This window comes from Xenorhabdus bakwenae, assembly GCF_030272115.1.
Classification (GTDB): domain Bacteria; phylum Pseudomonadota; class Gammaproteobacteria; order Enterobacterales; family Enterobacteriaceae; genus Xenorhabdus; species Xenorhabdus bakwenae.
In genome coordinates, this window is sequence record NZ_CP119194.1 from 2,918,506 (window position 1) to 2,942,719 (window position 24,214).

General features: G+C 42.8%; 23 protein-coding genes and 2 pseudogenes. 14 read left to right on the forward strand and 11 right to left on the reverse strand.

Features of this window, described 5'->3' with window-relative positions; genetic code table 11:
- Nucleotides 1–19: 19 nt before the first annotated feature.
- On the reverse strand, nucleotides 20–982 hold the full coding sequence (locus PXH59_RS14730; RefSeq protein ID WP_285808949.1) for a polysaccharide deacetylase family protein: 963 nt from the start codon (nucleotides 980–982) through the stop codon (nucleotides 20–22).
- A gap of 218 nt (nucleotides 983–1,200) precedes the next feature.
- Here PXH59_RS14730 and rfaQ point away from each other — a divergent pair.
- From rfaQ to coaD, 6 genes and pseudogenes are all read left to right on the forward strand, one after another.
- Nucleotides 1,201–2,270: pseudogene (gene rfaQ / locus PXH59_RS14735) on the forward strand (putative lipopolysaccharide heptosyltransferase III).
- Complete coding sequence (locus PXH59_RS14740) at nucleotides 2,267–3,397, forward strand: glycosyltransferase family 4 protein (protein WP_285808950.1); 1,131 nt, start codon at nucleotides 2,267–2,269, stop codon at nucleotides 3,395–3,397. Before rfaQ ends, PXH59_RS14740 begins: the two are co-directional and overlap by 4 nt.
- Nucleotides 3,394–4,497 (forward strand): glycosyltransferase, encoded by a 1,104-nt coding sequence (locus PXH59_RS14745; protein WP_285808951.1) that lies wholly within the window; start codon nucleotides 3,394–3,396, stop codon nucleotides 4,495–4,497. Before PXH59_RS14740 ends, PXH59_RS14745 begins: the two co-directional genes overlap by 4 nt.
- A gap of 104 nt (nucleotides 4,498–4,601) precedes the next feature.
- Nucleotides 4,602–5,879, forward strand: a complete 1,278-nt coding sequence (gene waaA, locus PXH59_RS14750) for a lipid IV(A) 3-deoxy-D-manno-octulosonic acid transferase (protein ID WP_285808952.1) — start codon at nucleotides 4,602–4,604, stop codon at nucleotides 5,877–5,879.
- Nucleotides 5,879–6,658: a glycosyltransferase family 2 protein gene (locus PXH59_RS14755; protein WP_285808953.1), complete on the forward strand. Its 780-nt coding sequence runs from the start codon at nucleotides 5,879–5,881 to the stop codon at nucleotides 6,656–6,658. The genes waaA and PXH59_RS14755 overlap by 1 nt, the downstream gene beginning before the upstream one ends.
- Nucleotides 6,655–7,137: a pantetheine-phosphate adenylyltransferase gene (gene coaD, locus PXH59_RS14760; RefSeq protein ID WP_047771564.1), complete on the forward strand. Its 483-nt coding sequence runs from the start codon at nucleotides 6,655–6,657 to the stop codon at nucleotides 7,135–7,137. The genes PXH59_RS14755 and coaD overlap by 4 nt, the downstream gene beginning before the upstream one ends.
- 38 nt (nucleotides 7,138–7,175) lie before the next feature.
- On the opposite strand, the gene mutM is transcribed toward coaD, so the two are convergent.
- The 8 genes from mutM to radC form a co-directional block, all read right to left on the reverse strand.
- The gene (mutM, locus tag PXH59_RS14765; RefSeq protein WP_285808954.1) at nucleotides 7,176–7,985 is read right to left on the reverse strand and encodes a bifunctional DNA-formamidopyrimidine glycosylase/DNA-(apurinic or apyrimidinic site) lyase; all 810 of its coding nucleotides are present in this window, start codon (nucleotides 7,983–7,985) and stop codon (nucleotides 7,176–7,178) included.
- 123 nt (nucleotides 7,986–8,108) lie between these two features.
- The gene (locus PXH59_RS14770) at nucleotides 8,109–9,287 is read right to left on the reverse strand and encodes a glycosyltransferase family 4 protein (RefSeq protein WP_285808955.1); all 1,179 of its coding nucleotides are present in this window, start codon (nucleotides 9,285–9,287) and stop codon (nucleotides 8,109–8,111) included.
- Nucleotides 9,268–10,389 carry a glycosyltransferase family 4 protein gene (locus PXH59_RS14775; protein ID WP_285808956.1) on the reverse strand — a complete coding sequence of 374 codons (1,122 nt, stop codon included), beginning with the start codon at nucleotides 10,387–10,389 and terminating at the stop codon, nucleotides 9,268–9,270. The genes PXH59_RS14770 and PXH59_RS14775 overlap by 20 nt, the downstream gene beginning before the upstream one ends.
- A 16-nt stretch (nucleotides 10,390–10,405) precedes the next feature.
- Entirely contained in the window at nucleotides 10,406–11,395 is a 990-nt protein-coding gene (locus PXH59_RS14780) for a glycosyltransferase family 9 protein (RefSeq protein WP_285808957.1), read from the reverse strand.
- A gap of 191 nt (nucleotides 11,396–11,586) precedes the next feature.
- Nucleotides 11,587–12,705, reverse strand: a complete 1,119-nt coding sequence (locus PXH59_RS14785; RefSeq protein ID WP_285808958.1) for a glycosyltransferase family 4 protein — start codon at nucleotides 12,703–12,705, stop codon at nucleotides 11,587–11,589.
- Between the two features lie 160 nt (nucleotides 12,706–12,865).
- Entirely contained in the window at nucleotides 12,866–13,033 is a 168-nt protein-coding gene (rpmG, locus tag PXH59_RS14790; protein ID WP_010847629.1) for a 50S ribosomal protein L33, read from the reverse strand.
- Nucleotides 13,034–13,044: 11 nt separating this feature from the next.
- A complete protein-coding gene (gene rpmB / locus PXH59_RS14795) occupies nucleotides 13,045–13,281 on the reverse strand; it encodes a 50S ribosomal protein L28 (protein ID WP_038239873.1) in 237 nt (78 codons plus the stop codon).
- 277 nt (nucleotides 13,282–13,558) lie between these two features.
- Nucleotides 13,559–14,251, reverse strand: coding sequence for a RadC family protein (radC, locus tag PXH59_RS14800; protein ID WP_047771596.1), 693 nt, complete (start codon nucleotides 14,249–14,251; stop codon nucleotides 13,559–13,561).
- A gap of 338 nt (nucleotides 14,252–14,589) precedes the next feature.
- Between radC and coaBC the strand changes: the two genes are divergently transcribed.
- From coaBC to slmA, 3 genes are all read left to right on the forward strand, one after another.
- Nucleotides 14,590–15,849 carry a bifunctional phosphopantothenoylcysteine decarboxylase/phosphopantothenate--cysteine ligase CoaBC gene (gene coaBC, locus PXH59_RS14805; RefSeq protein WP_285808965.1) on the forward strand — a complete coding sequence of 420 codons (1,260 nt, stop codon included), beginning with the start codon at nucleotides 14,590–14,592 and terminating at the stop codon, nucleotides 15,847–15,849.
- Nucleotides 15,827–16,285, forward strand: a complete 459-nt coding sequence (gene dut, locus PXH59_RS14810; protein ID WP_047771552.1) for a dUTP diphosphatase — start codon at nucleotides 15,827–15,829, stop codon at nucleotides 16,283–16,285. Before coaBC ends, dut begins: the two co-directional genes overlap by 23 nt.
- Nucleotides 16,286–16,445: 160 nt before the next feature.
- Complete coding sequence (gene slmA, locus PXH59_RS14815; RefSeq protein ID WP_047771550.1) at nucleotides 16,446–17,045, forward strand: nucleoid occlusion factor SlmA; 600 nt, start codon at nucleotides 16,446–16,448, stop codon at nucleotides 17,043–17,045.
- A gap of 274 nt (nucleotides 17,046–17,319) precedes the next feature.
- Here the strand turns inward: slmA and pyrE are convergent, their stop codons facing one another.
- Nucleotides 17,320–17,961, reverse strand: coding sequence for an orotate phosphoribosyltransferase (gene pyrE, locus PXH59_RS14820; protein WP_047771549.1), 642 nt, complete (start codon nucleotides 17,959–17,961; stop codon nucleotides 17,320–17,322).
- A gap of 118 nt (nucleotides 17,962–18,079) precedes the next feature.
- A complete protein-coding gene (gene rph / locus PXH59_RS14825; protein ID WP_285808966.1) occupies nucleotides 18,080–18,823 on the reverse strand; it encodes a ribonuclease PH in 744 nt (247 codons plus the stop codon).
- A 124-nt stretch (nucleotides 18,824–18,947) separates the two neighbouring features.
- On the opposite strand from rph, the gene PXH59_RS14830 reads away from it, so the two are divergent.
- The 5 genes and pseudogenes from PXH59_RS14830 to cml all read left to right on the forward strand — a co-directional run bounded on the left by PXH59_RS14830 (nucleotide 18,948) and on the right by cml (nucleotide 24,121).
- A complete protein-coding gene (locus PXH59_RS14830) occupies nucleotides 18,948–19,811 on the forward strand; it encodes a YicC/YloC family endoribonuclease (protein ID WP_285808968.1) in 864 nt (287 codons plus the stop codon).
- A 577-nt stretch (nucleotides 19,812–20,388) separates the two neighbouring features.
- Nucleotides 20,389–20,610 (forward strand): type II toxin-antitoxin system Phd/YefM family antitoxin, encoded by a 222-nt coding sequence (locus PXH59_RS14835; protein WP_047962450.1) that lies wholly within the window; start codon nucleotides 20,389–20,391, stop codon nucleotides 20,608–20,610.
- Nucleotides 20,607–21,005, forward strand: a complete 399-nt coding sequence (locus PXH59_RS14840; RefSeq protein ID WP_285808969.1) for a type II toxin-antitoxin system death-on-curing family toxin — start codon at nucleotides 20,607–20,609, stop codon at nucleotides 21,003–21,005. Before PXH59_RS14835 ends, PXH59_RS14840 begins: the two co-directional genes overlap by 4 nt.
- 411 nt (nucleotides 21,006–21,416) lie before the next feature.
- Complete coding sequence (locus tag PXH59_RS14845; protein ID WP_285808970.1) at nucleotides 21,417–22,559, forward strand: Fic family protein; 1,143 nt, start codon at nucleotides 21,417–21,419, stop codon at nucleotides 22,557–22,559.
- 465 nt (nucleotides 22,560–23,024) lie between these two features.
- Nucleotides 23,025–24,121 (forward strand): annotated as a pseudogene (cml, locus tag PXH59_RS14850) (CmlA/FloR family chloramphenicol efflux MFS transporter).
- Nucleotides 24,122–24,214 lie beyond the last annotated feature (93 nt).

A 24,214-nucleotide genomic window follows, 5' to 3' on the forward strand; every position in this document is an offset into this window, starting at 1 on the left:
ATAAACTATTATTATAGATTTATGCATTAGTCAACTTCATCTGATAATACTCTGCCAACGTCATACCCTGCACCAGTGGCTTCAAAAACTCAAACAATCCTTCCAAATCCTGATAAAGCTGTTCAATTTGCTCTTCACTCTTAAACGTTGGGCTTCCACCAGGCATAAACTCAGATGAATGCAACATAAATTCAACATAGTCACTGCCATTAGACAAAGTTTGTTGGACAACGGTTTTCATCTGCGCCAAATTCTCACCTTTTGGTCTCAGCCAATTAACCGATGGAGAACGCTGTTTTCCTCTCAATCGATCATATTTCTGCTTAATAAAGTTCATAACCGCAGAGTGCTTATATTGAATACTCATAGGGACTTGCAATAACGGAGAATGTCCTTCTTTGGAAATATCCTGCAAATCCATAAAATAAGCATGATCAGGAAAACGGCTATAATCTGTTCCACCATTTCCATTAGGATCACCTTTGGTAAAGTTCCAATTAACTTTTGGTGTAACAGAACAGTCTACGTGATATCCATATTCCACTAATAATTGTGCGTAATACTCATTAAATGCCCAGCGCCCAGCACGGTGGCTTAACATTTTAGTCTGGAGCTTATCTTCCAAAAGATGGGTCATTAAATCAACTTTTGCTTTAATCTGATCTTTAGGATACTCAATCAGATATGGTTTATAGTGCATATCATCATCAGTAAGAGGGACAATAGGTGGACTATTCCAGGCATGCAAATGCATACCGATTTCACCCGTATTTCTGGCGATCACATCCTTGGCAAATTCGATATAGCTACCATTCATTGCCATTTCATAGTTAGTTAACCAAACGGGTTTGAAGCCAAAACGCTCACAGAGATTCTGAAACCTTGGCAAATAATGCGTGTTTTTTGTTGAGATCTGACCACTATTTTGCCATAGATCATCACCTTCGGTGTCGATCGTGATAATAAAAGCGGGTAATGACATTGATATACACCAAAACGTGACGATGATAATTGTCCTAATGGTACGCATAGCAAACAAAGAGCGCAATTAGAGAATACCGATTGCCTATATGATTCTTATCTATCTGATTGAATATAAACCCTATCTAGTACTATTCTTGGTTGGTGTACTTAAGATGCCACGCTATGATTTTTACATTAAGATCATCGTATACCTCGATATGCTAAAGAACCCAACAAATGATCCCAAAAAATAATAAAATCAAACGCATTCTGTTGATTAAATTACAACATCATGGAGATATGTTACTGATAACTCCGGTGATCAGCACACTTACTCTCCACTATCCAGATGCAAAAATTGATGTTCTCCTTTATCAAGAAACCTCACCGATGCTGGAAAATTTAGCAGAGATTTCCCGTATTTTTTCTATAGACCGCACGTGGAGGCAGCTGGACACAAGGAAAAAATTATTACATGAGTGGACTCTGCTTAAGACATTGAGACAGCAGCATTATGATTTAGTAATCAACCTTGCCGACCAATGGAGAAGTGCATTTATTTCCCGTTTTACCGGCGCATCTATCCGCCTGGCCCTTAGTTTCCCTAAACGACAAAATTGGAAATGGAGTTTATGTCATACTGAGGTTGTACCAACAGATAACCATGATTCATTACATACAGTAGAACAAAATCTTTCTATCCTAAAGCCATTGCAACTTAATTCAATTATCACAAAAGTAACAATGAGTTATAGTGAAGACGATTTAAAATGGATAATGCAAACACGTTCTAAGTATGGATTTTCAGAAAGATATGTCGTTGTTCAACCCACATCTCGATGGTTTTTTAAGTGTTGGGATGAAAAAAAATGGCACAAGTGATTACTTCACTACAAAAAGATGGGCATAGCATTATCATTACTGCTGGACCAGACCAAAAGGAATTGGAAATGGTAAACACCATCTTGTCACACTGCCCTGATGATAAAAAGAACATTCTTTCTCTGGCGGGAAAATTAACATTACCCAAACTTGCCGCTTTGATTGATCATGCTAAATTATTCATTGGCGTAGATTCAGTACCAATGCATATGGCCGCAGCCCTAAAAACGCCCTGCATTGCATTGTTCGGTCCATCCAAACTGACATTTTGGAAACCCTGGCAATCGGTTGGTGAGGTGATTTGGGCTGGCGATTATGGCAATATTCCACACCCAGATGATATAAAAACTTGTACAAACGAACGCTACTTAGATCTGATACCCACAGATGTCGTCATTTCAGCAGCAAGGAAATATATTTCATGAAACCATTACGTTTAGCCATTGTCCGTCAAAAGTATCGTCCAGATGGAGGTGCTGAACGTTTTATTTCAAGAGCCTTGGAAGCTCTAGAGCACCAACAGCTTGAACTGAATGTTATTACACGCTCTTGGCAAGGCGCAAGTACCCCCAATTGGCATATCCACCTGTGTGATCCCATTAAATATGGAAGAATTAGCCGTGAAAGCGGTTTTGCCAAATCAGCACGGCAATTATGGCAAAAAGCACAATTTGATTTGGTTCAAAGCCATGAACGCATTGCTGGCTGTGATATTTATCGGGCCGGAGATGGCGTCCATAAGCGCTGGTTACATCAAAGAACCCGTATCTTATCAACATGGAAAGCACGCTGGTTGTTAAATGATAGGTATCACCGCTATGTTATGAATGCTGAGGCAGAAATGTATGCAGATCCGGCCTTAAAAAAAGTGATTTGTAACGCTGAAATGATAAAAAGGGAAATTATCGAAGAATTTGGTGTAGCCGAAGATAAAATCACTGTTATATATAACTCAATCGATAATACAAAGTTCTTTCCTGCTGATGAGCAAACCCGTCTACAACTTAGACAACAATATCAAATCCCCGTAACAGCAAGATGCTTAGTTTATGTTGGTTCTGGTTTTGAGCGAAAAGGATTATCTGCGGCAATCCAGGCCATCGCAAAGACAGATAGCTATCTATTAGTTATTGGTAAAGACAAAGAGCAGAAAAAGTATCAGGCGCTGACAAATACGCTGGGGTGTACTTATCGCGTCCGTTTCATGGGGTTACAAAAAAATACATTGCCTTTTTACCAGTTGTCTGATGCTTTACTACTACCGACACTATATGATCCCTTTCCTAATGTGATCCTTGAAGCTATGGCCAGTGGTTTGCCCGTCATTACTAGCACAACATGTGGTGGGGCAGAATTTGTCACCGAAGGGAAGAATGGTTTTATCTGTGATGCATTAGATATTGAAAAATTAAGGGATGCTGTTTATGACATTCCTGATAACATATTCGGAACCAACATGTCTATTGCCGCCAGAAACCAAATAATCGCTGCAACACCTGAAAATTTATCCAAACAATTAATTGATCTTTATCAACGAGTTTTAACACAGTGAAAGAACATATCCTTTTTATTATTGATGGATTACCCGGAGGAGGAGCTGAAAATGTTACCCTTCGCCTTGCGGCTGGTTTGAGTAAATCAAACTACCAAATTTCATTACTTTCACTCAATACTCAATTAGATTACACCATCCCAGAAGATATTCATTACATCGTCAGCCCAGATGATTATCGAGGGCTACTCAGAAAACTCAATGAGATAAGCCGCAGAGCTAAAGCAATGGATAAAGTTTTATTTAAGCTTTTCCAACAAAAAGGTAAACCTGCTCTTGTCATATCCAATCTACATAAAACCGACCGTATCGTAGTAAAATCCAAAGCCTTGAGAAATTGTAATGTATGGCATTGTATTCATGGCATTTATTCTCAATCCTACTTAAGCAATAAAAGTGGCTTTTCTTTTTGGATTAAAAAGAAAAAGATAAAAAAAGTTTATAAAAATAAAAAAATTATCTGCGTTTCCGAGGCTGTTAGTCATGATCTACTAAGCAATATCGGGATACAGCCCAAGCAGATAAAAACCATCTATAATCCCTTTGATTTTGAAAAAATAAAAACACAGGCATCAGAAACCAATCCTTATCACGGGTTGAATTACATTCTGCATGTCGGGCGCTTACATCGAGTAAAACGTCAAGACCGATTAATAGGTGCCTTTGCAAAGACAAATCTCCCATGCAAGCTAATTATTGTTGGGCAAGGTTCCAAAGAAATAGAAAGGTATCTTAAAGTAAAAATTCATGAGCATGGGTTAGATGATAATGTTATTTTGGCTGGCTTTCACCCCAATCCACATCCCATAATCAATGAAGCAAAAGCGGTTGTGATAAGTTCAGATAGTGAGGGATTACCGACAGTATTAATCGAAGCATTAATTTGCCATACTCCTATTGTCAGTACTGATTGCCCTGGTGGTGTTAGAGAGATAATGACAGATCAACTGAAAAACTATCTGTCTAAACTAGACGTAGATTCTTTGGCCGAAAAAATACAGCTTGCTTACGATACACCCCCACTAATTACAGATGAACTGTATGAAAAATTTGAGGCAAACAATATACAGAAGCAATATATTGAATTAATAGAAAAATAGCCCACAGAACACCAAAATATGGTTCAAGGGAAACTGCATTTTACACACTTTCTTCAAGCCAATGTGGTACTATATCCGCAGTCTATGTCAGTGAATTTGATAGAATGTTGCTTCGCTTATATCAGGTACTTCTCTACCTTATCCAACCCATTATCTGGTTACGTCTGCTGCTACGCAGCCGTAAGTCGCCTGCGTACCGCAAACGCTGGGGAGAACGCTATGGCTTCTGCGCTAAAAAGGTGGCACCCGGTGGGATCTTACTGCATTCCGTTTCTGTTGGAGAGACATTGGCGGCCATTCCGCTCGTACGGATCTTGCGGCACCATTACCCTTTTTTACCCATTACGATAACAACCATGACACCGACAGGTTCTGAAAGGGTTCTGTCTGCCCTCGGCAATGATGTTAACCATGTCTATCTTCCCTATGACCTGCCAGGTTCAATGAAACGTTTTCTGGATCACGTCAATCCCAAGTTAGTGATCATTATGGAAACCGAACTATGGCCGAACCTGATTACCCAGTTACGTCAACGGGAAATCCCGCTGGTTATCGCCAACGCAAGGCTATCTGCCCGCTCTGCGGAGGGATATCAGAAAATTAGCAGCTTTATCAAAACCATTTTAAATAAAATCACGTTGATCGCCGCACAAACTCAGGAAGATGGTGACCGCTTTATCGAATTGGGTTTGAGACGTTCCCTGCTCTCCGTGACGGGTAGCCTTAAGTTCGATATCTCTGTTACACCAGAACTCGCGGCAAAAGCCGTCACATTGCGCCGCCAATGGGCACCGCATCGTCCTGTATGGATAGCAACCAGCACCCATGATGGGGAAGAAACGATCATTCTGGATGCGCATTGCAAATTGCTTAAACAATTTCCTGATCTGCTGTTGATTCTAGTACCCCGCCATCCTGAACGTTTTGGTAAGGCCGCTGAGTTAACCCAAAAAGCGGGATTAAACGCGATACTACGCAGTGCTGGCACTATTCCTGACACTAATGTGCAAGTGGTGATTGGCGATACGATGGGCGAATTGATGCTCCTGTATGGTATCGCTGATCTGGCTTTTGTCGGAGGGAGCCTGATAGAACGCGGAGGACATAACCCACTGGAAGCGGCTGCCCATGCCATTCCTGTTATCATGGGTCCACACACATTCAACTTTAAAGATATTTGTGCCAAGCTGCATAAAGCGGATGGATTGATTACTGTTACGGATAGCCCATCATTAAGTTCAGCTATCAATAGCCTGCTGACAGACGAAGATTACCGACGCTATTACGGCCACCACGCCGCAGAAGTCCTGCATGAAAACCAAGGGGCACTTCAACGCTTGCTAAAATTACTGGAACCTTACCTCCCGCCAAGGAGCCATTGATGATTGCCAAGAAACGCCTGTCCGTTGTCATGATCACCAAAAACGCTGCTGATGTGATTGCCGATTGCTTGCTTTCTGTGGATTGGGCGGATGAAATCATCATCCTGGATTCCGGCAGTACCGATACCACTTGCCGAATAGCCAGCGAAATGGGTGCAAAAGTCTATTCAAATGCCCAATGGCCCGGCTTCGGGCGGCAACGGCAGCTTGCACAATCCTATGCCAGCGGTGATTACATCTTTATGATTGATGCCGATGAACGCGTAACGCCAGAACTAAGAGCATCCATTGAACAAGTCCTAGCAAATCCTGATGACAATAAAGTCTATAGCTGCGCACGCCTCAATCTGTTTATGGGCCGATTCATGAAACACAGTGGCTGGTATCCTGATAGGGTTATCCGCCTTTATTGCCGTGAACGTTACCAATACAATAACAATCAGGTTCACGAATCCCTTGATACTCAAGGCGTATCTATCGTGACGCTCAGGGGAGATCTGCGTCACTTGACCTGCCGTAACCTGATGGAGTTCCAGCAAAAACAGTTAAATTATGCAAGAGATTGGGCGAAGCACCGCTACGATCAAGGCAAAAAAATCCGTTATTTTTCTATAATCAGCCATACGCTGGGCGCATTTCTCAAAACCTGGCTATTAAGGGCAGGTTTTTTGGACGGTAAGCAAGGCCTGATATTGGCAATTGTAAATGCTCAATATACATTCAATAAATACGCTGCACTTTGGGAAGTGATTCAGACAAAGGGTAAAAAACCACGATGAAAAGAAAAGCGATTTATCCCGGCACCTTTGACCCTATCACTTACGGTCATCTTGATATTGTTACTCGTGCCGCAAACATGTTTGACCATGTTCTATTGGCTATCGCTAATAGTGATAGAAAAAGTCCCATGTTCAGTTTGGAAGAGCGTGTCACATTGGCAAAAGAAGTCACGGCTCATCTGGAAAATGTCGATGTGGTTGGGTTTAGCGAACTGATGGTCAATTTTGCCAAAAAGCAGCAGGCTAACATCTTAATCCGCGGAGTACGTTCTGTTTCCGATTTTGAATATGAATGGCAACTTGCCAATATGAATCGACATTTTATGCCTGAGCTGGAAAGTGTCTTTTTATTGCCTTCCCAAACGCTGTCTTTTGTCTCATCATCCTTAATCAAGGATGTTGCTCGTCATGATGGCGACGTTTCATCTTTCCTGTCAGAGCCAGCTACACAGGCAATGCTAAAGAAATTGGGCAAATAACAATCAGGCGGGGCAATTATCCTCTGCCCCCAATCCGTTTAATGCTGGCACTGACGACAGAAAAATGTACTGCGTTGCCCCAATTTTACACACTCGATTTTCTCACCACATACGGAACAAAGTTCACCTTTCTTGCCGTAGACAAACAACTCCTGAGCAAAATATCCCGGTTTGCCATCAGATTGCAGAAAATCCTTCAGGGTCGTACCACCTTGCTCAATGGAACGACGTAAAATCTGTTTGATTATATCGGCCAAGAGATAGGCTTCTTGCTGCGTTAATGAATTCACCGGACGTTCAGGCAGGATATGAGCAACGAACAACGCCTCGTTGGCATAGATATTTCCAACCCCAACCACAACTTTGTTATCCATCAACCAAGGTTTGACAGCCATTTTTTTGTTGCGGGAAACCGTGTAAAGGTATTCACCATCAAATTGATCAGAAAGAGGTTCAGGGCCTAAATGAGCAAGTACAGAGCACTCATCAAGAGTGTCGCTCCATAACCATGCCCCAAAACGTCGGGGATCGGTATACCGGAGAATTTTACCATCAGCCATAACCAAATCGACATGATCATGCTTTGCCGGGGGTTGTTCATCCAACAAGACACGCAAGCTACCAGACATTCCTAAGTGGATAATAATCCAGCCCTCCGGCAACTCAAGCAATAAGTATTTCGCCCGCCGTTGGACACTCAGCACAGGCCTGTCTGAAAGCGCCATGATTTGCGCAGAAACAGGCCAGCGCAAACGGGAATTCCTGACCTCTGCATATTGGATCACATTTCCAACCAAGTGAGGTTCAATCCCCCTGCGACTGGTTTCCACCTCTGGTAGTTCCGGCATACCCACCCCTTGAATACGTTATCTACGATATTGTTTCTGAGAATATTGCATCTGAGCAGATTACAATACCGTTTTCATGTATCATTTGCAGCCAGATTTGATTGAGATAACAGGGCAAGATATTCACTGAGACAATCTTTCCGCTATCACGCCCATAATTAACTTCGCACGCTGATCCCAGTTAAAACGTTCTGCAACCAGCCGTTGGGAATAGTCAACTTTAGCCATCATTTCAGCGGGATGATGAATCAGCCATTGAATTTGTTCAGCAAAACTCGCTGCATCTTCACTATCAGCAAAATTTACTGCATTTTCATCAACGGCATCACGAATGGAAGGAAAATCAGAAATAACTACAGGCTTACCCATAGCCATATATTCAAAAAGCTTGAGAGGAGAAGTATAGCGACTGCCAATACTGGTTTTCGTCAATGGCAGAACACAAATATCACTACCAGCAATAACCTGAAAGCGTTTTCTGGGTTGGACAAAACCAAGGAAATTAATTTTATCATTGACACCAATCTGTTTAGCCGTCTGCCGCAATCGCTCAATTTGTTCAGTAGTGCCACCAGCAATATTCAGCTCAACGTTATCCAGGTAAGACATGGCTTTCATTACCGTTGGGATACCTTTCCAACGATGTAAGCTGCCCAAATAAAGTACTTTTTTAGGAAGAGTATTGCTGTCATCGTTGCCGGTAATTGTCTGCTTAACCGATTCAACTGCCAGCATATCAACCCCATCGGGAGCCACAACAATCGGTGTTTTGACACCGTATTGCTTATAAATATCTTCTCGTAATAGTGAAGTAAGGGCAAAAACAACCTTAGAATCCGCATAAACCTGCTGCTCAATTTTTCTCAGTTTATGATACTTACGTTGGTTTCTACGATTGAGCAAATCATGGGATTCCCTAAAAGACTGAGAAAATACTTCATGGCTTTCAAAGAAATGAGGAGTATCTGGATGATTACACAACAGGTAATTCGCCATTTTAATATTGCGGGTAAAAAGGGCATCAACTTGATGCTCTTTAAGCCAGCGCGAAACTTGCAAATAAAACAGTTTCTGAGTATTTAGCGGAAAATACCATTTTCTGCGTATATCGTGCAGGGCAATTAGCTCCACAGAAAGCGGCAATGACCTGCCAAGAATCTCCTCAACCTGGCTTTGGCCTTTTGGGGTAATCAGGAAAACACGATGCCCCTGACGAGCAAAAGCATCTACATTCTGTAAAATTTGTAGTGACGCAACCCGATAATCGGGTACAGGATAAGGATCAATATACGCAATTTTCATTATTTTTTATGGCGTTCAATAAACGGCTAGCAGAATGTTCCCAAGTGTACATCGATTCAATCCTCTGGCGGGCAGATTTCCCCATCTTTTCGCCTCTATCCGGCAAAGATAAAAGATGATTTACCGCCTCAGCAATAGCCATAGCATCACCCGGTGTCACCAAAATACCAGCACTGCCTTCATTACCAACCACTTCCGGTATGCCACCAATATAGCTGGCAATCACAGGCCGTCCACACGCCATCGCTTCAGCAATAGTAATACCAAATGCTTCATCACCAATACTGGGGAAAATCCCGGCATCACCCGCCGCATAAAATTCAGGTAATTGATCATGACCAACAGGAGGATGAAAAATGACGGATTTTTCTAGCTGCAAAGTAGAAACCCGCTTTTTAAGCGATTTCAACTCTTCACCTTCACCAATAATCAATAATTTTACATCCTTGTTCCGCAACAAAGCCATTGCATCAATGGCGACTTTCATGCCTTTCCAACCAACCAACCTGCCAGCAAACGTTAACAGGAACGTTTTCTCATTGATATCTAATCGAGTTCGGACATCCGAGTCAGATGGTTTGAATTTATCGATATCTACCCCATTATAGATGATACTGGGAAATTGCTTAAAATGATGCTGAATCTGCCAGGCATTAAAATGGCTACATGCAACCCATGCAGATATTTTTTTACCCAATACCCGATCCCCTTTAAAAAAACTGGTTCCGCCACTCATATAACAAAACTGGGTATGGGATGTTTCAGGCATCATTCTGGGCCAGAAAAAATCAAAAGGCTTAGTCAAAATCACCCAATCAAAATTTTCAGCAATAACTGTTGCACGGGCATGACGGGCAAAAGAATAACGTTCAACAATACGTTGGAAACGGCGCCCAATGTTAAGCACGCGTTCTCTGGGAATAAATGGAAAAATATGAATAGGGATATTTCTTTCGCCTAATGCAGGCCGAATATCGCCAGTTCCACCGAAAATATGGACTTCATGCCCCGCATCTGTCAGCGCCTTAGCTAACGCCCAAACAGCCGTTTGAATGCCACCGTATGACATGGTAACAGTAACATCGATAAATCCTATCTTCATTGGGTGAATTATCCTTTCATTCATTTTCCAGCAAATTCTGAACAGAATGCCAGACTTGATCGACTGATATTGCTGACATTGTATCTTGACGCGTTGCCTGTCGATAATCTACAGGATGTTCAATTACCACTAATTTTGGATGTTGCTGAGGGGCGAGAAAACGTCCTGGGTGAAAGCTGTGATACAGAGCAACCATTGGTATTCCCAAGGCCCCGGCCAGATGAGTTGTTCCAGTATCAACGCCCACATACAAATTAAGTTGACTCATGATTGCCGCGTTTTGCCGCATCGTAGTCTTACCCGCTAATGATGAGCATCTGTTTGTGCCCAATTTCTCAGCCAGCATTCGCGCACTGTCCTCACCCTCTTTACTGCCTAATAGTAATATATGCGCATGAGGATAATCTCGATAAATATGTTTAGCTAATTCGTAAAAGTGTTCTACAGGCCAATCACGATAGGCTTTTGCCGGGAAACTCTGTAACTGAAAACCAATTTTTAATTGTCGTTCTATCCCTTGCCGTTGAAGCAAATCTCTGGCGTACTCCGCTTCATGCAGGCTTACACTATACTGCAAACGCCAATTACTTACTTCAACCCCAAGTGAATCGATTAACAGTGCCCTTTCCTGTTGGGCAGGCATAAGTTCTCCGGGCCTTGCTATAGCATACTCATTTGATGTTTTACCAGGGGTATCCGAAAAATAAACGGTCAAATTGGCTACACGTTTGGCATACTGCAATAAGAGTTTATCCTGGCCATAGACGAATGCCAGATCATAGTGCCGATGAGAAAACCAGCCACACCATTTAGCCTTGCCTTTTGAAAAATCTTTTAATTTATTAATTAAATCGATATTTTCAAGGATTTCTTTCGTCTTTTTATGCACAAATATATCAATATTTGCCTCTGGCCATTTTTCTTTCAGGGCGCGAATAACCGGCGTTATTAGCAAGGTGTCACCAAAACGGGCGATATTGATGATTAGAATATTTTGGGGTTGCATAATAATGAATATTAAATTATCAATCCAAAGACTGGATCACTTTAGGTACTATACAGTAAAGTGAGTCACTGTTCTATTTACAGTTAATAAGCACAACAGGCATACAAAAATAAAGCCAGTGACATTTCAAATAGTTAATAAAAAGCATCAATGACTCTGCCAATACAGATAAAAATAATATCAACAAAATATTACCGCTTACTTTCTATACTGGAATAAAAAACAGACTCCATTTTTTCTAACATATTATCCATGCCAAATAAATGAGTTGCCCGTCGCAGTGAAGCCTCTCCCATTTGTAAACGTAGCTCTGCATCATGCATTAATAAATATAATTTTTCTGTTAATTGTTCGACATTTTTAGGTTCGATAATATACCCTGTATCGCCATCAATTACAGCTTCGGTAATCGCGCCTACCGAGGTAGAGACAACCGGCAATCCACATGCCATTGCCTGCATGATGCCTTGAGGTACACCTTCATTACCAAACGAAGGTAGAGCAAAGATATCCATTGCATTTAAGCAATCAGGAACATCCTGGCGATTACCAAGAAAGATGACACTCTCTGTCAACCCTTCCTGGTGAACTCGCGGCTCCAAATTCTTTCTTTGAGGACCATCTCCCACAAACAGCAATTGCCAATCAGGATAACGTTGATGGAGAATTTTCCAACTATCAAGCAGGTAACGATGGCCTTTCCACGTTCTCATTGTGGCAACAATGCCCAGTGTTGGCTTGTCTTTGATGCCAATACGCTGACGACTTGAGGACTGACTTTCAGGATGAAAACGTGACAAATCGATCCCCGTCGGCACAGAGGTCATATGAGATAGAGGATACTCATTATGTAAATGCAGATATTGGCGCAGTTTTTCCCCGGTTGTCACAATATGCTGACCCGCGTGCAAATACAGCCAACGAGTCGCAATAGATTTTGAAACATGAGTCGAAACATGACGGGTTCGGACTATCGCAGGCATACCTTTTAATGTGGCACATGCCGCAGCCACCAGCCAGGAATCAGTAGAACTATGGGTATTGATTACATCGAACTGGCGACCTTCAGTTTTTAACCAATGACGCATCGCCCGAAGACACAAAAGACGTTTTTTTTCAATTGGGAGCGCAACAACAGGCACACCATAATGATGAGCTTCACGGTAAAGGGTTGAAGTTGGACAACAAACGATAACCACATGGTGTCCACGCTGTATCATGCCCTGAGATTCTGTCAGGATACGAATTTCCTGCCCTCCCCAACCACACGATGATTCTGTATGTAAGATATTCAAGGTCTTTCTAACCATTTTAGCGCTACACCTGACGGTTCATAATTGAAAAAACGGGAGTATAACTGAACAATGCATTGGTCTACACGCATAACCAATTTAAAATAAGCTACAGTGGCACTATCAACAGATATAAAAAAGCCCAGCATTATGCCGGGCTTTTTATCATGCGCTAAAATTATTTAATTTTAGCTTCTTTGTACATAACATGCTGACGAACAACTGGATCGAATTTTTTCATTTCCAGTTTTTCAGGCATAGTACGCTTGTTCTTCGTAGTGGTATAGAAGTGACCTGTACCAGCGGAAGAAACTAGCTTGATTTTATCGCGAATACCTTTAGCCATTTTTCAGCTCCTTAGTACTTCTCGCCACGGGCACGCAGTTCGGCCAGAACTGTGTCGATGCCTTTTTTGTCAATCACACGCATACCTTTAGCAGATACACGCAGAGTTACAAAACGTTTCTCAGACTCAACCCAGAAACGGTGAGAGTGCAGGTTAGGCAGAAAACGACGCTTAGTCGCATTTAATGCGTGGGAGCGGTTGTTACCACTCACCGGACGTTTGCCAGTAACTTGGCAGACTCGGGACATGTCTATTCTCCAAAAATCAAATCAGCTCGAGCTTTGTATTGGGTGTGACCGCCTCGTCAGGCTTAGGAGCCCATCTCAGCAAACTTTCTTTACTGAAAATAGGTTACTGAAAAGAACGTCACTGAAAAGACTCACATTTTCCCAGTAAAAAAAACTTACTGAGATAGGCTCTTCTCGTCAAACCCAAGATCCTCAAAGGTGGCGTAGTATACGCCCTCATTCGCTGATGCTCAAGTCCCGAACAACTAAGATCTGATCGTATCGCGAAAAAACGGCATTAAATCCAACCTCTTTCCATAAATGAGACACAAGATTGCTTACCAATGACGATATGATCCAAAACTTTAACGCCAACCAAGTCACAAGCCTCAATAATTTTTTCTGTCACCAATTTATCTGCCAAGCTAGGTTCTGGATTACCGGAAGGATGATTATGAGCCAGAATAATTGATGCAGCATTCACTTTAACCGCCTGTTTCACAATTTCACGAGGGTGAACTTCAACTTTGTTTATCGTTCCTTTAAACATTTCATCATGGCAGATAACTTTATTTTGGTTAGTTAAAAACAGCACCACAAATATTTCCCGATCTTGCCAGGATAATAAATCCTGCAAATAATTCTGGGTTATCGTGGGGCTGCTCATGATATCTTCATGGATAAATTGACTGGAAAAAAACCGCTTTGCCAATTCAGATATCGCCTGCAATTGAACATACTTACATAGCCCCATCCCCTTATGTGCACAAAAGTCTGCGTAATCGGCGGACAGAAGGTGATAAAGAGAACCAAATGAGTTCAGCAGATATTCTGCCATTTGTACGACCGGAACGCCTCGGGTTCCCGTGCGCAAAAAGATAGCCAATAACTCCGCATCCGTTAGGGAAACCGCCCCATAAGCCAGTAATTTCTCCCGGGGAAGAAGGTTTAAATGCGATTCATCGTTTCTTTCCATTAGCGTTAAATCCATAATACTTCCCCCCACCGTCAATATTCTTTGCCCTATAACTCCCATAACAATGGGTGCTATCAATCAATATTTACTCGCCGGCTATATCCATTCTTCCACTATATTTATACAGTTATATATTCATACAGTTATATATTCATACAGTTATATATTCATGCGCCTACATTTACACATCTACTATCCCATGATGAAAAAATCATCGCTAGCTCGACTTGCGAGGCTTGCGCAGCGCTTCGCAAACTTGCCATTTTTGGCTGGCTAAATAGGGAAGGTTCTCAACGCAATATTTTCTTGTGATAGAATCTTAAGGAATTACAACTGACATCTGGACAATCAAAATGACAGGATTTTCCGGCAAACCACTTTCTGATAATCCGCTTTCCGGTAAACAACTTTCTGATAAACAAATAGTCCTTGGAATCAGTGGAGGGATCGCCGCTTACAAAACTGCCGAATTGGTGCGCCGTTTACGTGACCGTGGTGCCCAGGTACGCGTTGTTATGACTCCCGCAGCCGAAGCTTTCATCACTCCACTGACCTTACAGGCAGTATCTGGTCATCCCGTCTCAGATGATCTTCTAGACCCCGCAGCCGAAGCCGCCATGGGGCATATCGAACTGGCAAAATGGGCTGATTTAATTATTCTCGCGCCCGCCACTGCTGATCTGCTGGCTCGCCTGGCCGCAGGCATGGCGAATGATTTAGTCACCACAATCTGTCTGGCTTCCGCTGCATCTATTGCTGTTGCCCCCGCAATGAACCAGCAAATGTACCGTGCACAGGCCACCCAAGATAACCTGAAGGTGCTTAAAGAGCGTAATGTATTGGTTTGGGGACCCGATGAAGGCAGCCAGGCATGTGGTGATGTAGGGCCAGGGAGAATGTTGGAACCGATGACTATCGTCGAACGGGCAATACAACATTTCAACACCGAGCCAAATCTTTCTGGTCTACGCATCGCTATTACCGCAGGACCAACCCGTGAAGCCCTAGACCCCATCCGTTTCATCAGCAATCATAGCTCCGGTAAAATGGGTTTTTCCATTGCGCAAGCTGCGGCAGAGCGTGGCGCTGAGGTGACATTAATTACCGGTCCCGTTAATTTACCCACACCACAAGGCGTTAAACGCATTGATGTCAGTAGTGCACTGGAAATGAATGAACAGGTTCAAGCTGCCGTAACTTCACAGCATATCTTTATTGGTTGCGCGGCCGTGTCTGACTATCGTTTTAAACAAATCTCAACAGAGAAAATCAAAAAGCAGGGTGATGAAATCACATTTACACTGGTGAAAAATCCTGACATTGTAGCGAGCGTTGCGGCCATGGAAAAAAATCGGCCATTTGTCGTTGGATTTGCAGCCGAAACCCAGAATGTGGAAGAATACGCTCGCGGAAAACTCAAGCAGAAGAATCTGGACTTGATTTGCGCGAATGATGTATCGCTGGCCGGACACGGTTTCAACAGTGATACTAACGCATTACATCTATTCTGGCATGATGGTAGTGTTCATTTACCCCACAGTGGTAAATTACAACTCAGCCACCGCTTATTAGACGAGATACTCAAACGCTATGATGAAAAAAATCGACGTTAAAATCCTTGATCCCCGCATCGGGCAAGAATTTCCTTTACCGACTTATGCTACACCTGGCTCTGCGGGTTTAGATTTACGTGCTTGTCTGGATAATGCAGTGGAACTGGCTCCTGGCCAAACCGAACTTCTGCCAACGGGGATTGCTATCCATATTGCAGATGAACAATTGGCGGCAGTTATTCTCCCCCGCTCTGGTCTGGGTCACAAACATGGCGTTGTTCTGGGTAATTTAGTGGGACTTATCGATTCAGATTATCAGGGACAATTGATGGTCTCCGTTTGGAACCGTGGTGATAAAACTTTCATCATCGAACCAGGTGAACGCATCGCCCAGATGGTTTTTGTACCCGTTGTACAGGCCGAATTTAATTTGGTTGCAGATTTTGAAACGAGCCAGCGCGGCAGTGGTGGATTTGGCCATTCCGGTCGTCAATAACTTTCCATAAGGCCTGATACCGTCAATCGATTTTCATATTTTTTGCCCACAATGTGTGTGACAGCAATAGGTTGTGACAACAATAGCTTTTGACAGCAATAACGTTGTGGCAAAAAATAGCCGGATTTGTTTTGCTGTTTTAGCAGGGGTCTTACCAGACATGGCAGAAAAAGAACGTACAAAAAAGAAAAATAGGCGTGAGGAAATTTTGCAGGCATTAGCACATATGCTGGAATCCAGTGATGGCAGCCAACGTATTACTACTGCAAAACTTGCCGCAAACGTTGGTGTTTCTGAAGCAGCCCTTTACCGTCATTTTCCGAGCAAAACCCGGATGTTTGACAGCTTGATTGAGTTTATTGAAGATTCCTTAATTTCACGTATCAATCTGATCCTGCAAGATGAAAAGGACACCATCACACGTATTCGGTTAATTCTTGTCCTGCTTTTGGGTTTTGCAGAAAGGAATCCGGGGCTGACCCGTATTATGACCGGTCATGCCCTAATGTTCGAACAAGACAGATTGCAAAATCGCATCAACCAGCTATTTGAGCGAATTGAAATGCAACTTCGCCAAATTTTAAAAGAGAGAAAAATCCGTGATGGGCAAGGATTCGCTTATGAAGAATCTGTGTTGGCATCACAGTTACTGGCGTTTTGTGAAGGGATGCTTTCCCGTTTTGTTCGCTCTGAATTTCGCTATCGCCCGACAACTGAATTTGAAGTACGCTGGCCATTGATATTGACCCAACTGCAATAATCTAATCCACTACAATAGCTTATCGCAGTATCGTAAGTTCATATCCTTATACAGTGAATGATAACGTGCGGATTTTTTATCGGGTTGTGTTAATATGTTCCAGCTCATTGAGTTCACTACTAAGTGACTTAATAATGGCATCATTGTCACAATCCTTACCATATAGATAGATGCCATTTCTACTACTCACCCCGCCCATCCTTGGGCGAGGGATTTTTTTCGCTCAACCCAATTCATAGGTTATAGGTTACTAACGCGCCACATTTTCCAGCCATCAAATACCGTATTCTTTGCGATAAGCTTCCACCGCTTCCAAATGGGATTGCATCTCTGGATTTTCGCGTAAATAACTCACCAAATCATTTAAAGTAATAATGGAGAAGACCTGACAATGGTAGTCATGCTCAACTTCTTGAATCGCCGAAAGCGTTTCACGCCCACGTTCCTGACGATCCAGACACAAAATCACACCGGATAACGTTGCGCCATGTTGTTTAATGATTTCCATCGACTCACGAATCGCCGTACCTGCGGTAATGACATCATCCACCACCACAACATTACCTTGCAGAGGGCTACCAACCAATGATCCACCTTCGCCATGATCTTTAGCTTCCTTGCGATTAAAGCAATAAGGCATATCGATATCATGATGTTCAGCCAATGCCACTGCGGTAGTGGTTGCAATCGGGATGCCTTTATAAGCCGGTCCAAACAGCAAATCGCACTGAATTCCGCTATCTAGCAACGCAGCTGCATAGAAACGACCAATCAACGCCAAGTCACGTCCGGTATTAAACAGGCCCGCATTAAAAAAGTATGGGCTTTTGCGACCCGATTTCAGCGTAAATTCGCCAAATTTCAGCACCTGTTTTTCCAGTGCCAGCTCAATAAATTCGCGCTGATAGGCTTTCATTGGCGTTTCTCCTCTTTGATCTCTTGTCATTCATTACTATTTATTACAGGTAAACTTATTACAGGTAAATTTATTGCAGATATAAAAAAGGCGACTCTTCAGCCGCCTGATTTATTTATTATTTTAATGGATCTTGTTCTAACACATCTCGCTGCGCTTTGAAAATCGTATCCAATCCCTCTTTGGCCAATGAGAGCAGTGAGAGCAATTCATCATGGCTGAACGGTTCACCTTCTGCCGTACCCTGCACTTCAATCATTCTGCCATCATCCATCATGACGATATTCATATCAGTTTCAGCCGCAGAGTCTTCGACATATTCCAGATCACAACGTCCTTCACCCTCAACGATGCCAACAGACACTGCCGCAACCATTGCTTTTAGTGGGCTTTCTTTCAGTTTGCCCTGCGCAACCAGCTTATTTAGGGCATCGACCAGTGCCACACAAGCGCCAGAAATAGCCGCAGTACGAGTACCGCCATCCGCTTGGATCACATCACAATCCAGCGTAATCGTGAATTCACCCAGTTTTTTTAAGTCGATGGCAGCACGTAATGAACGAGCAATCAGGCGTTGGATTTCCATCGTGCGGCCTGTTTGCTTGCCTTTGGCAGCCTCGCGTGCATTACGGCTATTGGTTGCCCGTGGCAACATGCCGTATTCAGCGGTGATCCAGCCTTGCCCTTGGCCTTTCAGGAAACGGGGAATTCCTTCTTCAACGGAGGCATTGCATAACACTTTGGTATCCCCAAATTCCACCAGAACAGAGCCTTCCGCATGTTTGGTGTAATGACGGGTCATTTTAATAGGACGCACCTGCCCTGCTGACCTTCCCGCTGGACGCTTTCCTACTAAGCTCATAGTGTGATCTCCGTTGTTCGTACATTTTAGGGGCGCATTATACGGCCTAAAGCGGCGAATGCCTATCCTGCATCTACACGGAGCGCTATAATCCGCGCATCATTTTATAAATTGGGAACGAATTATGATCCGTAGTATGACTGCTTTTGCACGGAGAGATATCAGGGGAGATTGGGGTAATGCAGCGTGGGAACTGCGTTCTGTCAATCAACGTTACTTAGAAACCTATATTCGCCTGCCAGAGCAATTCAGAAGCCTTGAACCTGTCATCCGTGAGCGCATCCGTTCCCGCCTGACGCGCGGCAAAGTGGAATGTAACCTGCGTTTTGAGCTGGATACCCTTACCCAGGGTTCTTTGATTCTGAATGAAAATCTGGCAAAACAACTGGTTGAAGCAGCAAACTGGGTTAAACAGCAGAATAATGAAGGTGAAATTAATCCGGTGGATATCCTGCGCTGGCCGGGCGTGATGTCTGCCGAAGAGCAGGATTTAGATGCCATCAGTACACAATTGCTGGCGGAATTAGATCTGACGCTGGATTCTTTTATCCAGAGCCGTGAGAGCGAAGGACAAGCGCTCAAGACACTGATTGAACAACGTTTAGATGCGGTAATTGTAGAAGTGGCTAAAGTTCGAGAACAAATGCCGGCAATCCTACAATGGCAGCGCGAGCGCTTACAGTCCAAGCTGGAAGAAGCACAAATTCAGTTAGATAATAACCGCCTTGACCAAGAGCTAATTTTATTAGCCCAGCGTACCGATGTAGCAGAAGAGTTGGATCGTCTGGATGCCCATGTCAAAGAAACGCGTAATATCCTGAAGAAAAAAGAAGCCGTCGGCCGCCGACTGGATTTTATGATGCAGGAATTTAACCGCGAATCAAATACATTGGCGTCAAAATCAATTAATGCGGATGTGACGAATTCTGCGATTGAATTGAAAGTCCTGATTGAGCAGATGCGCGAGCAGATTCAAAATATTGAATAACGTTTCATAACATTTTAGAGAAAATCATAAAGCCAGATATACATTGTTATGTCTGGCTTTTTTACTATCAGGGCATTACAGAGTGAATCACAGCAGCGCGTGTATTAGCGTGTACCACTTAGATGTACCACCAGTGATTAAAAAAACCATTTAGTGGTACACGGTCATTTTTTACATTGGAGATTGCACAATGCCGAAACTTACTGACAAAGAGATCAGGGCATGGATAAAATCCGATGAAATGCGCGTGATGAAAACAGAACGCTAATAGTGAAAATAAATTTTTCACACAATTTCAGTTTAAGATTTTCCTCACACCCCAGTACTGGCGCGGTCTGGCGATTTGGTTTGTAGAATTTTAAAACTGAAAAAACTTTTTGATCCAAAACGTGGTGGCGTGATCAAAATGAACCCATCTCAGAACACAAAATCATATCTGCGTAGCTTAGAGTGCGATTGGTTGCGTTATATGAGGATGTAAAAAGTCGCACTTAAAGGTAATCCGTACCGAGATCTCGATTGTTGATTAAGCAGCCAAAATATGCACAATTAATATGTACATATTTGGAGACATATTATGCGTACATATACATCAACCCAAGCACGAGCCAATATTTCAGAAGTGTTGGATGCTGCTACCCACGGCGAACCTGTTGAAATTACTCGTCGAGATGGTAGCTCAGCTGTCGTTATCAGTAAGGCAGAATTCGAGGCATACCAGAATGCCAAACTGGATGCAGAGTTTGATTCTATTATGCAGCGTCATGGGCATACGGTAGAGGCACTGACAAACCGATGATATGGGTCAGTGCGCAGGAGGTTATCGCTTTTCATGACCGTATATTGCAGCGGCTTCCGGGCGTTGCCGGAATGCCTGATTCTGGCAGGGCTGAGGCACTCATCTATCGAGTGCAAAACCGTACCCACTACGAAGATGTAACAGACATTTTTGAACTTGCAGCCACCTACTGGGTTGCTATTGCTCGCGGCCATATCTTCAATGATGGTAATAAGCGCACAGCATTTTTCGTTACCATGACTTTTCTTTACCGTAACGGCATTAAGATCCGTGATAACGACAATACACTGGAAAATTTAACGGTAGAAGCTGCCACGGGTGAGAAAACCGTTGAGCAGTTGGCGCAACACCTGCGTGAATTGGTGGACTGTGTTAATCCAAGCTGTAAGACATAATCACAACTTACTTTTTATGAGGATGAGTGAACACCTCGTTTTGCCGTGTACCAAAGAGTGTACCACTCGAAAATATTGAATAACATCAATCCGGCATTCATGCAGGTTTAAGCCCTATACTCAATGAATAGATTCTAACGCTTCATAACATTTTAGAGAAAATCATAAAGCCAGCATGTACATGTTATAGCTGGCTTTTTTACTATCAGGGCATTACAGAGTGAATCACAGTAGCGCATGTATTAGCGTGTACCGATTTTTTGAGATAGCAACATAGCTATATTTGAGATCTTCATAACCTTGATTTTGAGATAATAGTGAGTCACTATTGTTCATAACGTACCATAAATAATCAATTTTTTTCTTTATTTTCGAGATATTGAAAACATGATTTTTGAGATAACTTAAGATATGGCTACATTTAATCACTTTGAACTCAAATTATTAAATCCTAGTTTTGATTCTGCTCTTGTCGATATCATAACTGAACTAGAATTATTGAGGCATTTGCGCCTAGAAATTGATGTGCATCCATCACTTTTTAGTCAATTAAAAGAGATCTTTCATATGCTTGAAAGTCTTGGTTCAGCCAGAATTGAAGGCAACCATACAACCCTTGCTGACTATGTTGAAAGTAAAATTGCAGGAACTCAGAGCCAAGATGACCAGTTGAAAGAAATTGAAAATATTGAAAAAGCAATGAGTTTTATAGATGGGCATTTTAAAAGTGGTGAGGATATAACAGAGCATTTTATAAGAGGGTTACATTCGCTTGCTGTTAATAACTTACAACGCGAAGGAGACAAAACACTTGGTCAATATTGTCATTATGGTGTGAGCATTGGACAATCAGAGCACCTTCCCCCCGATAGTATACAAGTGCCTAGCTATATGAATGAATTAACCTCTTTCATTAACCGTGCAGACAACCCTAAATACGATTTAATGAAGATAGCTCTTGCCCATCATCGCTTTGGCTGGATTCACCCTTTCGGAAACGGAAACGGTCGGACGGTAAGATTGTTAACTTACGCATTACTTATCAAGTATGGATTTAACGTTCAAGTTGGCGGTAGAGTTCTCAACCCTACAGCAGTGTTTTGCAACGATAGAAACAAATATTATGAAATGTTATCGAAAGCAGATCTTGGAACTAATGAAGGACTTGAAGAATGGTGTATTTATGTATTAGGTGGTATTTCTACCGAGCTAAAAAAGGTTGATCAGCTAACTAATCTACAATTTTTGAGTCAGAAAATTTTATTTCCAGCAATAACCTTTGCTTTAGAAAAAGGTGTGCTAAGCGATATTGAAGCAAAAATACTGAGAAAAGCGGTTACAACGGGCATCATTAAGGCAGGAGACTTGAAAGAGGTTTTACCTGAACTGAAGCCAGCGCAAATAACATACCAAATATCTAAACTAGTAGAACAGAAATTATTAGAGCCAATATCAGATAACGCCAGAAGCTACACAATTGATATATCTCATTCATATCTGATAAGAGGTGTAATTCAATCATTGAGAAATGAAGGGTTCGTTCCTAGCTTATAGCTACCAATACCCTATCAATATTAAGCTTGGCAAAAGGGTGGGGACAACGCGAATGGCTAAAAGGAGTAGCTAATAAAGCAAGCGTAGCTTATTTGCTCCATGTCTTAGAAAAAATGAACAATTATCTATAAAGTACCATCCGTAATTTAAGGCGCCTTGCATCTCAGCATGGAGATGTTTACGGTACGAATTCACTACAGGATAACCTACATATGAGTATTCTCAACGAGCACAGAGCAGAGAGATAAGCCGCAGCAACCATAGTTTTTTTCGGTTGTTGCGGCGTCCTCAAGAACTTCTCAATTCTATGAGCACGCCGCCAATTCCTTAACTTTAGGAGATGGATTCGTGCACTCAAAAGATTTTTCCTGGCAATATTCTCTTACCGCCACAATATTATTGTTATCACCATTCGATTTACTGGCATCACTGGGTATGGATATGTATCTGCCCGTCGTTCCTCTCATGGCCGATGTACTTAATGCCGGAACAGGGACGATCCAGCTAACATTGACTGTATACCTGATTCTGTTAGGAGCTGGTCAGCTTTTATTTGGCCCACTGTCAGATCGGTTCGGTCGCCGTCCTGTTTTACTCAGCGGTGGGATTGCTTACACAGTTGCTTCATTCGGCCTTGCCATAACTTCATCACCAGAAGTTTTTTTGGGCTTCCGGGTTATCAAGCCTGTGGGGCTTCGGCATGTCTCGTAGCCATGTTTGCGGCTGTACGCGACATCTATTCGGGCCGTAAAGAAATCAACGTCATCTATGGCTTGCTCGGTTCTATGCTTGCTATAGTTCCGGCAGTAGGTCCTTTGCTCGGAGCGCTGATTGACACTTGGCTGGGGTGGCACGCAATCTTTGGTTTATTAGGATGTGCAATGGTAGTTGCTGTTATTGCAGCCTGGAAATTCTGTCCAGAAACCCGGCGGCAAGGGACGGCAAGCTTACAGTGGTCGCAGCTACTTCTTCCTGTGAGACACCTGCATTTCTGGCTGTACACGCTCTGCCACAGCGCAGGGATGGGTAGCTTTTTCGTCTTTCTTTCAACGGCCCCTTGGGTAATGATGAGCCGACAAGGATTATCACAAATTACTTTCAGCTTGCTATTTGCAACTGTGGCTATCGCAATGATGGTGACTGCGCGAAGTGTGGGAAGTTTGATTACCCGATGGGGAATCCTAAATACGTTACGGGCGGGAATGTACTGCCTGATGGCAGGAGCACTATTGCTGGCTGTTGGGGAAATACTCATACCTAATTCGGTATTGGGCTTCATTGCCCCAATGTGGCTTGTCGGTGTTGGTATCTCTATTGCGGTTTCTGTGGCCCCTAATGGTGCACTTCAAGGTTTCGATCATATAGCAGGAACGGTTACAGCAGTCTACTTCTGCTTAGGGGGCTTACTGTTAGGAGGGATTGGAACGCTCACTATTACACTTTTATCCAACGCTACTACCTGGCCAATTATCGCTTATTGCCTGATCCTGGCAATAGCTGTGATTTGTCTGTCCTGCTTTAATCCCGGCAGACACCATATTAGCAGTGAAGAGCATGACTAACGCTATTGTTTGGGGCCATATCTGAAAAACCGCGACACGAATTACTTCTTTCTGAAGATTCGTGTCGCGGATTATTCTAAAATAGACTATCTG

Bases quoted from the DNA above. Each gene is read 5' to 3' on its own strand.
- PXH59_RS14730 (WP_285808949.1), bottom strand. From the start codon at position 982: ATGTCATTACCCGCTTTTATTATCACGATCGACACCGAAGGTGATGAT.
- PXH59_RS14740 (WP_285808950.1), top strand. From the start codon at position 2,267: ATGAAACCATTACGTTTAGCCATTGTCCGTCAAAAGTATCGTCCAGAT.
- waaA (WP_285808952.1), top strand. From the start codon at position 4,602: ATGTTGCTTCGCTTATATCAGGTACTTCTCTACCTTATCCAACCCATT.
- PXH59_RS14755 (WP_285808953.1), top strand. From the start codon at position 5,879: ATGATTGCCAAGAAACGCCTGTCCGTTGTCATGATCACCAAAAACGCT.
- coaD (WP_047771564.1), top strand. From the start codon at position 6,655: ATGAAAAGAAAAGCGATTTATCCCGGCACCTTTGACCCTATCACTTAC.
- mutM (WP_285808954.1), bottom strand. From the start codon at position 7,985: ATGCCGGAACTACCAGAGGTGGAAACCAGTCGCAGGGGGATTGAACCT.
- PXH59_RS14770 (WP_285808955.1), bottom strand. From the start codon at position 9,287: ATGAAAATTGCGTATATTGATCCTTATCCTGTACCCGATTATCGGGTT.
- PXH59_RS14775 (WP_285808956.1), bottom strand. From the start codon at position 10,389: ATGAAGATAGGATTTATCGATGTTACTGTTACCATGTCATACGGTGGC.
- PXH59_RS14780 (WP_285808957.1), bottom strand. From the start codon at position 11,395: ATGCAACCCCAAAATATTCTAATCATCAATATCGCCCGTTTTGGTGAC.
- PXH59_RS14785 (WP_285808958.1), bottom strand. From the start codon at position 12,705: ATGGTTAGAAAGACCTTGAATATCTTACATACAGAATCATCGTGTGGT.
- rpmG (WP_010847629.1), bottom strand. From the start codon at position 13,033: ATGGCTAAAGGTATTCGCGATAAAATCAAGCTAGTTTCTTCCGCTGGT.
- rpmB (WP_038239873.1), bottom strand. From the start codon at position 13,281: ATGTCCCGAGTCTGCCAAGTTACTGGCAAACGTCCGGTGAGTGGTAAC.
- radC (WP_047771596.1), bottom strand. From the start codon at position 14,251: ATGGATTTAACGCTAATGGAAAGAAACGATGAATCGCATTTAAACCTT.
- coaBC (WP_285808965.1), top strand. From the start codon at position 14,590: ATGACAGGATTTTCCGGCAAACCACTTTCTGATAATCCGCTTTCCGGT.
- dut (WP_047771552.1), top strand. From the start codon at position 15,827: ATGATGAAAAAAATCGACGTTAAAATCCTTGATCCCCGCATCGGGCAA.
- slmA (WP_047771550.1), top strand. From the start codon at position 16,446: ATGGCAGAAAAAGAACGTACAAAAAAGAAAAATAGGCGTGAGGAAATT.
- pyrE (WP_047771549.1), bottom strand. From the start codon at position 17,961: ATGAAAGCCTATCAGCGCGAATTTATTGAGCTGGCACTGGAAAAACAG.
- rph (WP_285808966.1), bottom strand. From the start codon at position 18,823: ATGAGCTTAGTAGGAAAGCGTCCAGCGGGAAGGTCAGCAGGGCAGGTG.
- PXH59_RS14830 (WP_285808968.1), top strand. From the start codon at position 18,948: ATGATCCGTAGTATGACTGCTTTTGCACGGAGAGATATCAGGGGAGAT.
- PXH59_RS14835 (WP_047962450.1), top strand. From the start codon at position 20,389: ATGCGTACATATACATCAACCCAAGCACGAGCCAATATTTCAGAAGTG.
- PXH59_RS14840 (WP_285808969.1), top strand. From the start codon at position 20,607: ATGATATGGGTCAGTGCGCAGGAGGTTATCGCTTTTCATGACCGTATA.
- PXH59_RS14845 (WP_285808970.1), top strand. From the start codon at position 21,417: ATGGCTACATTTAATCACTTTGAACTCAAATTATTAAATCCTAGTTTT.